This is a genomic window from Achromobacter spanius, from assembly GCF_003994415.1.
GTDB classification, from domain to species: domain Bacteria; phylum Pseudomonadota; class Gammaproteobacteria; order Burkholderiales; family Burkholderiaceae_B; genus Achromobacter; species Achromobacter spanius_C.
The window spans coordinates 1432298-1445093 of the sequence record NZ_CP034689.1; the positions used below are offsets into that span (position 1 = coordinate 1432298).

Consider the following 12796-nt stretch of genomic DNA (forward strand, 5'->3'; position numbering starts at 1 on the left):
CTAAGTGTTGTCGTGCTGGCGGGCTGTGCGGGAACGCGGACAGTTGCCGAGAAGGACGCGAGAACCCATTTGGCGGCTTCTGACTATCAGGCTTATGCGGCGCTTTACCTGGATGCCAAGGGGCAACCCACCTATGACCCAGCGAGCCTCTTGGACGCGCTAGAGGCGGGCAAGGCGTTCAACGATGCCGGGATGTGGGCGCTGAGCCGTGACGCCTTTAATGCGGCCGCCAGCCAACTGAACTGGAAGGAAGACACGGTTGACACGCCAGCCGAGGTTGCCAATCTAGTCGGCACGACCCTGACCAGCGGCGCCTTTGGCGCCTACCAGGGCAAGATTTATCAGGGTGCCCTGATTGACTACTACCAGGCCATCAACCACCTGATGCTGGGCGATGAGGCGAACGCACGGGTCGATTTCAATCGCCTGCAAGTTCGGCAGGGCAATGCTGCGAGCCAGCTCAAGGCCTATGCGGACTCGGTCAACGCGTCGGTGAAGTCGGACCTGGCCGACGAGAACGGCGAAGCCTCCAAGAAAAGCCTGGGCGAGGTAGGCCCCAAAATCGCGGACGGCGTCAAGGACCTGCCCAGCGGCCTGGTCGCGGCAAAGATCCGGTTGTCGGCGGGTGATGCGATGAGCGCCGTGTTCCGCGCGACGTCGTCGTCGGTGTCGGACAAACGGTTGAACCTGTCGAAAGACATGCTGAAAAGCGCCAATGCGGCGAGCGCCACGCGTGGCGGCAATGCCGTTCTGGCCTATCTTGGCCACGAATTGCGGCGCGGCAAGGGCCTCTTGAAAAACAAGGCCATCATTCTCTACGAGGACGGTGTGGGCCCCAGCTTCAAGGAATTCCGGATTGATCTTCCCTTGTTCATCGTCAGCGACAAGGTCACCTATACCGGTATGGCTTTGCCGCAATTTGTGCGCGGGCAAGCCGCGTATGGCAGCCTGCGGGTAGGCTCCGGCAAGACACAACAGGAAACCGCCGTCCTGACCGACCTCAATGAAGTGGCCGGGCTGGAATTTGATGCGGGCTACAAGGGTGTCGTGGCCAAGGCGGTGATTTCCACCGTCGTCAAGACCGCCGCGCAGGCGGGCGTCAATAATCAAATTGACAAGCAGAAGATGGACCCCCTGCTTGGCGGCCTGTTGAAACTTGGCACCGGCGCGGCCCAGTACGCCTTGACCAAGGCCGATGTTCGCGCCTGGGCCAATTTGCCCGACACGCTGCAAATGGTCGTGGTCGACCGTCCGAAAGACGGTCTCCTGACGCTGACGGGCGGCGTGCAGGGCGCGCCCATTGCCCAGATTCCCTTGCAGGAAGACGTCAGCACGCTGGTGTTGGTCAAAGCCTCCGGCACCTTGGGCAAACCCGCTGTCTACGTGCAGCCCCTGCCGGCCCAGCAACCGGTTGCCCAAGGCGTGGCGACGGTGCAAGTCGCCCGCGGCATGTGACATGAAATATCGATACAGCGTTTGCGCCAGCGCGTTGCTGATGGGCCTGGCTGGCGTATCGGCAGCGCAGGCGCCATCCCGTGTGGTCACGTGCGACATGACCCTGGCGCCTGAATCCGCCTTGCAAGTCCAGGACGATGCCAGTCGCGAAGGCGCCGTGGTCGAGGGCGTCACGTTGATCGACCTGCCCAATGGCATGAAGGCCGTGCAGTTCTCAATACGCAACGCGCGGAACCCCAAGCCGTTCGGCACCATTCTGCGGGTTCGCTACACCGTCCAATGGTTTGACGATTGCGGTCGTCGCATCGCCAATGGCGCCCAGGTCCTTGATGGCCTGGCGCTGGACCCGCAACGCCAGGAACTTATCCAGTCCACGGCCATGGCCCCACAAGCCACGCGCGCCTTTGTGCGTATCTACGTTGAAAACTGAATATCAAGAATCCATGAAAAAAATATCTCTCATCGCCGTCTTGGCCATGTCCCTGGCCGGTTGCCAGAATATGGCGGTGGTCTCCAGCAACCCCAATGGGGATCTCAGCCGTACCGGCCAGCCGGGCCTGGTGTCCTTTGGTCTGCAGAGCACCGATTTCGAGTTCGCGTCCAAGAAAGCCGTTCAGGAATTCCTTGAATCGCCTTATTCGAAGAAGCCCGGGGGCGGGCGCTGGGTGGTGCAGATGGGCGAGGTGGTCAACGACACGACGTTCCGCATCGACACGGCCAGCATGACGTCGCGCATGAAGATCGCCCTGACCAAGACCGGGCAGTTCATCTTCACGGGTGCGACGGGCACCGAGCGTACCGACTACGTCAAGAATTCCCGCCAACTGAGCAAATCCAAAATGTTCAACCAGAAGACCGTGGCTCGTAACGGCACGGTCGTCGCCTCCGATCTGGAAATGCTGGGCGGCATCCGCCAGCGCACGGTCGTCGACGGTGCGCAAAAGCAGCAACAACTTGAATATGAATTTGATTTCCGCGTGGTTGAACGTGATACCGGCCTGGAAATATTCCAATCCCTGATTCCCATCGAAAAGCTGGGGCCCAATCAGAACTTTGCTTGGTAAGGGGCGCGGACATGTGCAAATTCACACCGATCGTTTTGGCCCTGTCTCTGCTTGCAGCAGCTCCGATGCACACTGCAATGGCTCAAGCTCAAGCGCAGCCGGCCGCCGGCACGCAAGCCGTACCGGCGCCTGCGCCCGTGCCCGCTCAGGCCTCGGAAGCGCTTCTGGACAAGGCAACCGGGGCAAATGCCATGGGTGATGAGCCGGTTCAGAGCTATGCCGACTGGATCTCCGAGTTCGAAACGCAGTTCGGCCAGACCATGGGCGAGGCTCAGGATGGGCGCGTGTTTTATGCAGGCTGGGCGCCGATATCGAGCGACAGCGCGGCTGATCCGCACTACGGCACGCAACTGGCGCTGGCCTACGAACGCGCGATGTTCGACATGCAAGCCGATTACATCCTGGCAAACTACGGCCGCTTGAAGGCCAAGACGATACTCACGCACTTCGAGGATCAGTCCAGCAACAAGGACGCTTTCGATCCTGTCGAAGTGGACGAGGCGGTCAAGGCCGGCGGTGGACGTCTGGAAGCGCTGCTGGACAAAAGCCTGACGCTGCTCGACAAGAAGCTCGACAACGAATTGGTCAAGGAAGGGGTCCCGCCGGCAGATATCCAGAAGATGTCGGTGGAACAGAAGAAGAACCTCTACAAAGACAATTTGAACAAGAGCGTATTGAAGTCCGCATATCAAAATATGCAAGGGCTGGTGCCGGTTCAGACGCGCATCTTCCCGCAAACAGCGAATGGCAAAAAGACCATGGTGGTTGCGGTGGTTGCGGTGCAGTCCGAGAAAACCCGGCAGTTTGCGCAGGACATCGTGCGCAAGCGTCCCTCGTTGGTGAAGGGCGATCCCAAGCTGCTCAAGGACATCTTGCCGGCGAACGAAAAGGGATACCTGAACGAGATCGGCCTGCGGTTTACCTACGATGAGGCCGGCCGGCCCATGTTGTTGTCCTATGGCCGCACGTCGGTTCCGATGGACCCCAGTTGGAGCGCGTCACGCGCGATTCGGGCTCAGCAGACCGCCCAGCGCATCGCCCAGTCTCTGGCCGAGGCGAACATCGTCGCGTTCACCAACAACAATATTCAGATTTCCGAGAATACGGACGTCGGCGACACCAATGAAGAGTGGGCCAGCAAGATCACCGAGATCGATGCCGGCCGGGCAGGCGAGAGCCAGCAGATCAAGGAACAGATTGCCGACACCATTCAGAAGTTCTCACGGGCAGGTACGGCGACGGCGAACGGGGAGCTGCGCGGCACCACCATCGTGAAGCGCTGGAGCGCTCAGGATGCCAATGGGGTGGAACACGTTGGCACCGTGGTCGGCTGGACTTACGGCCAGCTTGACAATGCCAACGCCATTGATGCGCAGGCGCGCGGCAAAGCCAATGGACTGCAACAAGGCGCCGCGAAGGCCTCGGCCGGCGACCAGGCCCGGACGTCGAAGCCCATCAATAGCAAGAATGACTTTTGACGGCCGCCAACCCTCGCTACAGGACCACCCCATGAGAGCCGTTCTTTCATTTTTGACCCTTTCCTTGATTCTTTGCCTGAGTCTGGGTTCGTTTGCCAGGGCGCAGGTAACTGAAGCTTCCGTAACGGCGGACGGTCAGGGCATGAGCCGCGACGACGCCATTCAATCGGCGCTGGTCAACGCGGCGGGGCAGGCATTTGGCGTGCGCCTGTCCGCGCAATTCGTAACCCAGAACATGTCGGTCGATGCGTCTGTGGATAACGAAGACCATTCTGTTGTCGTCAGTGCTTTGAACAAGAATATCCGCCAGACGCTCAATACCCCGCAGAACGCGCCGATACTGGGCTACGACGTCAACAACGTGGTTCAGAATCCCGGGCAGGGCTGGGAAGCCAGCGTTACGCTGCGCTACGCCAAGTACGAACGCCTGGGGGCTGACAGCAATCGGCGCAGCGTGGTGGTGGTCAGCAACAGCAAGCAATTTCGTCAGCCGTTGATCCAAACCGTCGGCGAATCCCTGGTTGGCACGCGTCGTTTCGATGTGCTGAATCGAGAAAACGACAAGCTCTTCCAGGATGAGAAGGAATTCATCCTGGGGGACGCCGCGGCCAACCCCGAAGTGGCGCGACTGTCGCAGGCGAGCGGCGCCGACTACCTGGTGGTGGCGCAGTTGCAAAGCTTGAACGTCAGCAACAACCGCCGTGAAACGATCGTGATGACAGGCGAAGTCCTGGTCAATAGCGCCGCCAGCGGGACGCTGCAATTGCAAGTGATCGAGTTCTCTTCCCGAAAAATCAAATGGTCGGGATCGCAAAAATTCGGCGGCACCTATCCGGGGGCCACCAGTGTCGGCGCCGACACGCTGCAAAAGTTGATCGGTGGGGCAGCGGACAAGCTGGTCAGCCGCATGGTTGATGCGATCTATCCGATGCAAGTGATCAAGGTGATGGGCGACACAGCCATCATCAATCGGGGCGAAGGCGGTATCTCTGCGGGCGAGACCTATGCGGTATTCCAGGTAGGCGAAGATCTGCGTGATCCCCAAAGCGGGGAATCGTTGGGCGCCATGGAAACCGAAGTGGGGCTGGGCAGGGTCACGGAAGTCAAACCGAAGTTTTCCTTCCTGAAAATGGCATCCGGTACGCTGACCGAAGGCGCTAATTACATCGTGCGCAAGACGGATAAAAAGCCTCCTGTCGCGGCGGCTCCAAAGGCCGCGCCCAAGCGGGCAGCGGCGGCAACAAGCAAGCCTGCGGCGCCTGATCGCGCGAATGTGTTTCTAAACAATTGAGCCGCCATGGGGACAAGGGGCTGGTATAAAGACCCTTGTCTTTTCAACGTAGGCGAGCAAATGTCGATTCAATCATTGGCCCGTTGCGGTGCGGCGCTGGCGCTTGTCGCGATGGGGTCGGGGTGTTCTTTAGTTGGACTTGGAGATTCCCGCAGTAGCGAGTGTCAGTGGTACCGCAGCAGTTGCATGCACGAAGGGTCTTACGATCCCGGCGAAGAGGACTACGCGGAAGAGGAAGCAAAACGCCTCAATCAGGAATCGTCCGACCGCTTGCGCCGCAGTTCGGGCGATTGATCCGGCGATTGATCCAACGATTGACCCTGCCATGGGCCGCGCGCGGTTCAACTCTCCAGATAGTGGCTCCGCAAGGCGTCCACGTCTATCTGCAACACATCCCTCAGGTAGCGGTCCATGCCGCCGAATTCCTGCTTGATCGCCTGCACCGAGGCGTCCAGGTAGGCGGGCGCAACCTCCAGCAGCGGCATCATCACGTCTTCCGTGACGCCTTGCGCGGTGGATTTGGCCAGGATGTCCTGGAAGAATCGGGCGTTGCAGTGATTCGATTCCAGGTAGTTCGATACGATGTCGTCATGCGCCACGCCTAGGGCCGACAACAGCAGCAGCGACGCGAAGCCGGTGCGGTCCTTGCCGGCGGTGCAGTGAAACAGCAGGGTCTTGCCAGTCATCGCCGTTTTCAGGAAGCCCCCGAACGGCTTCTGGTAGCGCGAGGGAAATTCGCGATAGATCTCCACCATCATGGTGGTGCTGAAGCCTTGCGTGGCTTCGCGCAGGCGTGGCAACAACACGGCCATGGCCATATTGCCGTCCAGCACGGGCGACGCAATCCAGTGAAAGCGCTTGCCGAAGTGCGCTTCGTCCTGGGCTTTTTCAGGCTCAGCGCGAAAGTCGATGACTACTTCCAGCCCCAACGCGCCTAGCCGGTCCAGATCGGCGGCGCTGGCCCTGCCCGGGTTGCCGCTGCGAAAGAGCTTGCCCGTGCGCAAGCGCCGCCCGTCAATGCCGGTCAGCCCGCCAAGGTCGCGCGCATTGTGGACCTTTTCAAGGGGCAGGCGGCGTTTGAGCGCGGCCTGTGTGGCGACAAAGCTTTCCGTGTGCGGCTTGGCTGTGGGCATGGCGACCTGGGGCAAGATTGAGTCGGAACGATCGTATCACCGCCATCCGACTCACATCGCGCGACGTGCTATCCGCCCAACTTTCCTAGCAAGCCGATCAATTGCCGCTTTTCCGCCGTGTCCAACTGATGGCTGATACGGTCGTCATGCGCCTGGACAGCCTGCGTGATGTCGGCCAACACCCGGCTGCCGTCGGTTGTCATCGTCAAAGAATAGGCACGCTTGTCGTGTTCCACGTCCAGCCTTTCCACATACCCCAAGCCTTGCAGGTGGTTGACGATTTGCACGGCGCCTGACCGGGCAATGCCCAGGATGCGCGCCAGGTCGGTGAGCTTCAGGTTGGCATTGGCCGCGATCAGCGTCAGGGCGGAAAAGCGTTGCGGCGTGATGTCCCAAGGGGCAAGCGCGGCAAGAAAGTCTTCATAGATGACGATCTGCGCGCGCCGGATGGCGTAGCCGACCAGGCCGTCCAGCGCGCCGTACTGGATGCCGGGCACATGGGGTTCAAATTGCTCGCCGCGGGCGGCGGGTCGGCGGGGGCGTTGGGATGCGGCTCTGGACATGGGGCGGGTGGTGGTTCGGGGCCTTGATGCCGGGGGCCTCAACACTAATGCAGTCGGGGGCGTCGCGCCACCGGGTTACGGGAAATCCCCGGGGTGCGAAGAGTATCGGATTTTTGTTATGTTGCATAACAAATAAAACCAGGAGTAGACATGCAAATCGTCATTGCCGGGGCCGGCATCGGCGGTCTGACGCTTGCGCTGATGTTGCATCGGCGCGGCATCGATTGCCGCGTGTATGAAAGCGCGCAGGAACTCAGGCCCCTGGGCGTCGGCATCAACCTGCTGCCGCACGCCGTCAGTGAACTGGAACAGCTAGGGCTGATGCCCGGCCTGGCCGAGCGCGCCATCGAAACGTCACAACTGCACTACTACAACAAGCTTGGTCAGCCGATCTGGCGCGAGCCGCGCGGGCTGCAGGCGGGCTATCCCCTGCCGCAGTTTTCCGTGCATCGCGGTGAATTCCAGATGATGCTGGCGCAAGCCGTGCGCGAACGCCTGGGCGAGGGCGCAATCGTTACCGGCATGGTGCTGGAATCCGCCGAGCAGGACGCAAGCGGCGCCACCGCCGTGTTCCGGCGGCGGGCGGACGGCAGCACGCATCGCGTGCGCGGCGACATCCTGGTGGGGGCGGACGGCATCCATTCCGCGTTGCGCCGGCAACTGCATCCCGTGGGCGATGAACCCCGATTTTCCGGACGCATGCTGTGGCGCGCGGTGACCGAGGCCCCGCCGTACCTGGACGGCCGCAGCATGTTCATGGCGGGGCACCAGGACCAGAAGTTCGTCTGCTATCCCATTTCGGAACCCATGCGCCGCCAAGGGCGTTCGCTGATCAACTGGATCGCGGAACTGTCGGTGCCGGACGCCGAACTGCCCGCCACTGACTGGAACCGCCAGGTCGACAAATCCGTGTTCGCGGATCGTTTTGCCGACTGGCGCTGGGACTGGATCGACATTCCCGCCATCATTGATGGCGCAGAGGCCATCTACGAATTTCCGCTGGTGGACCGCGACCCCTTGCCGCGTTGGACGCGAGGCCGCGTTACCCTCTTGGGCGACGCGGCGCACCCCATGTATCCCATCGGTTCAAACGGTTCGGCCCAGGCCATCCTGGACGCGCGGTGCTTGTCGGACGGGTTGGCGCAGGCGGTCGGCGGCAGCGCACGCACGCTTGACATTGCACTGTTGGAATATGAGGCCGAACGCCTGCCGCGCACGGCCGGCATCGTATTGCGCAACCGCTTGAATGGCCCCGAGCAAGTCATGCAGATGGCCGAAGAACGCGCGCCGCAAGGCTTTGCGGACATTCATGACGTGATCACGCAACAAGAGCTGGCGGCGGTGTCGCTGCGCTACAAACAACTGGCGGGGTTTGATCCTGCCGCCTTGAAGAAGAGCCGGGAGACAACACCATGAGCCAACAGGACGCATCGGCGGACGCGCTGGCGCCGCACTTGGAACATGTGACGACGGTCATCGTCGAGGTGGGCGCGCCGCAAGAGGTAGGCGACACCCCGCAGGGCCGCCGCCGCGTCATTCCCATCACGGGCGGCACGGCGGACGGCCCACGCTTGCGCGGCAAGGTGCTGCCGGGCGGCGCCGATTTCCAGATCATCCGGTCCGCCACGTACACCGACATTCACGCCCGCTATGTGATCGAAACGGCGGACGGCGAACGTATTTATGTCGAGAACACCGGCATACGCACGGGCCACGCGGATGACATCGCCCGCCTGGTCCGGGGTGAACCCGTGGACCCCGCACGCATCTATTTCCGCAGCTATCCGCGCTTTGAAACCGCATCGCCGGGCTTGGCGTGGATGAACGAAAGCCTCTTCATCGGCACGGGTGCGCGCTATCCCGACCGGGTTGAGCTGCGCTTCTACCGCATTTGCTGAACCCGCGGCATCCGCTGCGGCATGAATATAAAAACGACTCGGAGACAACCATGACATCAACGCTGCGCCGCCTGTTGGGCGGTTTCCTGCTGTGCCTGCCCGTCGCCGCGATGGCGCAATTTCCCAATGGCCCCGTGCGCCTGAACGTGGGCTTTCCACCCGGCACGGGACCGGACATCGTCGCCCGTACGCTGTCGCAACACATGGGCCCGTTGCTGGGCGAAAGCGTGGTGGTGGAAAACAAGGTGGGCGCGGGTGGGCAGATTGCCGCGCAGACCGTGGCGCGCAGCCCCGCCGATGGCCAAACGATCTTGCTGGGCGAAGTCGGCTCCATCAGCATTTCGCCCGCCACGTACCGCAATTTGAATTACGATCCGCCGCGTGATTTCGCGCCAATCTCCGAAGTGGTGCGCGCTGACTTTGTGCTGGTGGTGCCGGCGGATTCTCCGTACAAGGACTTGAAGGCCTTCGTTGAAAGTGGCAAGAAGGCATCGGACAGAATCAACTTCGCCACCTTCGGCGCAGGCACGCCCGGCCACTTTGGCGCGGAGCTTTTCGCGCGCGAAGCAGGCATGAAGATCGAAGCCATCCATTACCGTTCCACCGGTGATGCGGTGTCGGGCCTGGTGTCCGGCGCGGTGCAGGCGGCGTTCGTGACCACGGCGCTGGCCGTGCCGCAGGTGCAGGGCGGCAAGATGCGCGCGCTGGCCATTACCGGCGCGCAACGTTCGCCCGCCCTGGCTTCGGTGCCCACCTTTGCTGAAGGTGGCTTGCCGGATGTCAATTTCGGGGCGTGGTTTGCCTTGTTCGCGCCCGCTGGGACGCCGGACGCGGTGTTGAACCGTTTGCAGAAAGACAGCGCCGCCGCGCTGCGCCAGCCTGCCGCGGTACGCACCCTGAGCGAAGCCGGCTTCGTCGTCGTGGGTTCCGACCGGAAGGCGTTGCAAACCTTGTTGTCCGCCGAATCCAAGCGCTGGTCAGACGTGGTGAAGGCCACGGGCTTTCGGGCGGATTGATCGGCACGGTTGCGCGGATACCTTGCTGAAGTCGCGCTGATGTGGCGCTGGTTCGTCGGCTTGCCCAAGGGCAAGCGCCACATGCCGAGATCGCGTTTCGGCCGTCGCGTGTCAGGGCGCGACCGGCGCTTCGGCCTGATAGGCCGCATGCAGCAGGGCTAAAAATTCCGGTGCGTCCGGCATGGCCGTATCGCCGATCCGGTTCACGGCGATGCCGGGCGTCCACGAATTCATCACGACCGCGCCGCGTAGCGTCGGCAGCGTGTCCAGCTTTACGGACTGCACCCGCTGCGCCACGCCCTTTTTTTCCAATTGCCGTTGCACGATGCCCATCGTCGTGCCGGTAAGCATCGCGGCGTCCGGCCACACCACGGCCTGTCCGTCCCAGAACGCCAGGTTCCAGATTGACGCCTCGCTCAGGCGCCCATGCCGGTCCACGAATGCCGCATCGTCGGCGCCCTGCGCCACGGCCTGGCGCAACAGATAGGTCTTGGCGACTTCGCCGACGTGCTTTACAGACGGCAGCATCCGTTCATGCTGCACTGCTGTCAGCGCAAGCGGGCCGGTTGGTCCCGATGACGGCGGCCCCGTCCGCACCAAGATTTCCGGCCGCACATCGGCCCCCGCCACCGTGAATTCACCGGCTGGCGAATACACGGTCAACACCAGCGATACATCGGCCGGGCCGGCCTGGATGGCGGACCGCAGCGCATTCAGCAGGACGGCGTCCGGTAATGCCTGTCCAAACATCTGGAGTGACGCCGCGTGCAGGCGCGCCAAATGCAGGTCCAGGCCTCGAACCTGTCCGTGCCGCACTTGCATTGCCGTGAAGTGGGCATAGCCGGCAAACGCAAGCGGACTCAAATCTGAAACGGTAGCGGGCAGGCCGTTGCGGTGCACGACATAGGACGGCGGGTTGGCAGGCATGAACAGGCTCCAAAGTAATCATCAAGTTTTGCCACTATGCGGGATTGCACGTACCTGGGGAAACGAGTTAATTTCGCCAGATCATCAAATTTGGCTTGAAGATAATGTCTCGCATGCTTCCAGGTACCCGGGCACTGAGAACGTTTGAAGCCGCGGCGCGCCACTTGAACTTCACGCGTGCCGCCGACGAGGTCGGGCTGACGCCCGCCGCCGTCAGCTATCAAATCAAAGAGATCGAAGAGCAGTTGGACGTTGTGCTGTTCACGCGCACCAGCCGCAGCATCCAACTGACGCCCGCGGGCAGGGTGCTGTTCGACGCGGCCATCGACGCGCTGGACACCCTGCAACGCGCGGTGGCCAAAGCCCGGCGCTTGAGCCGGGGGCGGACGACACAGTTGCGGCTGTCCTTGGGCGCGCGTTTTGCCACGCACTGGTTCTTGCCCCGCTTGTCCGAGTTTCGCGCCGCGCATCCCGGGCTGGAGTTGACGTTCGACATCAGCGACGCTGTGCGCGATTTCGAGGCCGACGACGTGGACGCAGCAGTGCGCTTCGGCGCGGGCGTGTACCCGGGCGCCATCTCGCATCGGCTGTTCCATACCGTGGTCGCTCCCGTATGCAGTCCGGCCTTGCTTGAGGCCGGCCCCGCCTTGACGTCGCCCCGCGACCTGTTCAGCCGCACGCTGTGTTACGTCGACTGCAAGCCCGGCGGCATCGTCTGGCCGAACTGGCCGATGTGGATGGCTGCGGCCGGCATCGATGATTTCGACGATAGCCGTAGCGTCGCATTCACCGAATCCAGCCACGTAGTGCAAGCGGTGATCGATGGCGGGGCGGTGGGGCTGGTGGAATGGGAACTGGTTGAACGCGATGTGCGCGCGGGCCGCCTGGTCAGATTGTTTGACGTCGGCGTGCGCGTAGCGCCCGAGTATGCCTATCACCTGGTGTACCCGGCAGGCAGCGATGCAGATCCACGGGTCTGTGCGTTGCGGGATTGGATGCTGGAAATCGTGCAGGCGGAGCACACGGAGATTGCGCCGTAGACAACACCATTCGCGGCATTGGTTCCATCAATAGAACAGTTTGTTCCGTCCGAAATCGGCGGTTTTGATGCTTGCGCTAGTGCAAGCGTCACGGTCCTGCCGTTAGAATTCCTTCCCATATCACCCCCTATCTACCAGTCGAAAGGTCAAAGTCACATGAGCAACGCTTATCTCGACGCACTGAAAAAGCGCCGTACGCAGTATTCGCTGGGCCGCAACGTGTCGGCCTCCAAGGAAGAGCTGGCTGCCCTGATCCAGGACGCGATCAAGCACAGCCCGTCGTCGTTCAACTCGCAAAGTTCGCGCGCCGTCATCCTGTTTGGCGAGGAAAGCGTGAAGCTGTGGGACCTGACCATTGAGGAAGTGCGCAAGGTGGCGCCGGCCGAAGGTTTCGACAAGACCGAAGCCAAGCTCAAGAGCTTTGCTGCCGGCGTTGGCACCGTGCTGTTCTTCGAAGACCAGGATGTGGTGCGCAGCCTGCAAGAGAAGTTTGCCCTGTACGCCGACAACTTCCCGGTGTGGTCGGAACAGGCGGGCGGCATGGCCCAACTGTCGGTCTGGTCGACCCTGGCCAACGCCGACGTCGGCGCCAGCCTGCAACACTACAACCCGCTGATTGACGGCGTGGTGGCGCGTGAATGGAACGTGCCCGCGTCGTGGAAGCTGCGCGCGCAAATGCCTTTCGGCTCGAACGAAAACGGCTTTGGCGACAAGCCCTTCATGGACGACGCCGAGCGTTTCCGCGTGGTCGGCTGATCAGCCTGAATCGGGCGGTGCACGCCACCTGAGGATTCCCGCGCTATCAACCCGCACTTGCCCGACAGGGACGTGCGGGTTTTTTCATGTCGCGCGATCGGCAAGCGGGTGTTCCTGACGTGCATAATGGTCGCTTGACCTGCCCGGGTCGCAGGGGCCGGGCACGCCCTACCGC

13 protein-coding genes are annotated in these 12796 nt (G+C 62.0%); 10 read left to right on the forward strand and 3 right to left on the reverse strand.

The features are described from left to right. Positions 1-69: 69 nt before the first annotated feature. From ELS24_RS06475 to ELS24_RS06495, 5 genes are all read left to right on the forward strand, one after another. Positions 70-1455 (forward strand): hypothetical protein, encoded by a 1386-nt coding sequence (locus ELS24_RS06475; RefSeq protein WP_050449622.1) that lies wholly within the window; start codon positions 70-72, stop codon positions 1453-1455. A gap of 1 nt (position 1456) precedes the next feature. Next, a complete protein-coding gene (locus tag ELS24_RS06480; protein WP_127183696.1) occupies positions 1457-1885 on the forward strand; it encodes a hypothetical protein in 429 nt (142 codons plus the stop codon). 13 nt (positions 1886-1898) lie between these two features. Further along, a complete protein-coding gene (locus tag ELS24_RS06485; protein ID WP_164741221.1) occupies positions 1899-2519 on the forward strand; it encodes a penicillin-binding protein activator LpoB in 621 nt (206 codons plus the stop codon). A 77-nt stretch (positions 2520-2596) separates the two neighbouring features. Next, positions 2597-3997 carry a DUF6844 domain-containing protein gene (locus ELS24_RS06490; RefSeq protein WP_127183697.1) on the forward strand — a complete coding sequence of 467 codons (1401 nt, stop codon included), beginning with the start codon at positions 2597-2599 and terminating at the stop codon, positions 3995-3997. Beyond that, positions 3912-5288: a hypothetical protein gene (locus ELS24_RS06495; protein WP_127183698.1), complete on the forward strand. Its 1377-nt coding sequence runs from the start codon at positions 3912-3914 to the stop codon at positions 5286-5288. The genes ELS24_RS06490 and ELS24_RS06495 overlap by 86 nt, the downstream gene beginning before the upstream one ends. A gap of 341 nt (positions 5289-5629) precedes the next feature. Here the strand turns inward: ELS24_RS06495 and ELS24_RS06505 are convergent, their stop codons facing one another. Both ELS24_RS06505 and ELS24_RS06510 read right to left on the reverse strand, forming a co-directional pair. Beyond that, positions 5630-6421, reverse strand: a complete 792-nt coding sequence (locus ELS24_RS06505) for a tyrosine-protein phosphatase (protein WP_127183699.1) — start codon at positions 6419-6421, stop codon at positions 5630-5632. A gap of 68 nt (positions 6422-6489) precedes the next feature. Next, complete coding sequence (locus ELS24_RS06510) at positions 6490-6984, reverse strand: MarR family winged helix-turn-helix transcriptional regulator (protein WP_050449629.1); 495 nt, start codon at positions 6982-6984, stop codon at positions 6490-6492. A 150-nt stretch (positions 6985-7134) separates the two neighbouring features. Here ELS24_RS06510 and ELS24_RS06515 point away from each other — a divergent pair, with 150 nt between their 5' ends. The 3 genes from ELS24_RS06515 to ELS24_RS06525 are packed head-to-tail and all read left to right on the forward strand — an operon-like array spanning position 7135 to position 9898. Continuing rightward, positions 7135-8400: a flavin-dependent oxidoreductase gene (locus tag ELS24_RS06515; protein WP_050449630.1), complete on the forward strand. Its 1266-nt coding sequence runs from the start codon at positions 7135-7137 to the stop codon at positions 8398-8400. Further along, the gene (locus tag ELS24_RS06520) at positions 8397-8882 is read left to right on the forward strand and encodes a DUF3237 domain-containing protein (protein WP_050449631.1); all 486 of its coding nucleotides are present in this window, start codon (positions 8397-8399) and stop codon (positions 8880-8882) included. The genes ELS24_RS06515 and ELS24_RS06520 overlap by 4 nt, the downstream gene beginning before the upstream one ends. Positions 8883-8932: 50 nt before the next feature. Next, on the forward strand, positions 8933-9898 hold the full coding sequence (locus ELS24_RS06525; protein ID WP_050449632.1) for a Bug family tripartite tricarboxylate transporter substrate binding protein: 966 nt from the start codon (positions 8933-8935) through the stop codon (positions 9896-9898). A 111-nt stretch (positions 9899-10009) separates the two neighbouring features. On the opposite strand, the gene ELS24_RS06530 is transcribed toward ELS24_RS06525, so the two are convergent. Then, positions 10010-10825 carry an aminotransferase class IV family protein gene (locus ELS24_RS06530; protein WP_127183700.1) on the reverse strand — a complete coding sequence of 272 codons (816 nt, stop codon included), beginning with the start codon at positions 10823-10825 and terminating at the stop codon, positions 10010-10012. Between the two features lie 104 nt (positions 10826-10929). Between ELS24_RS06530 and ELS24_RS06535 the strand changes: the two genes are divergently transcribed. Continuing rightward, positions 10930-11865 (forward strand): LysR substrate-binding domain-containing protein, encoded by a 936-nt coding sequence (locus tag ELS24_RS06535; protein WP_127183701.1) that lies wholly within the window; start codon positions 10930-10932, stop codon positions 11863-11865. A gap of 156 nt (positions 11866-12021) precedes the next feature. Beyond that, positions 12022-12621 (forward strand): nitroreductase family protein, encoded by a 600-nt coding sequence (locus ELS24_RS06540; RefSeq protein WP_050449636.1) that lies wholly within the window; start codon positions 12022-12024, stop codon positions 12619-12621. Positions 12622-12796: the final 175 nt, after the last annotated feature.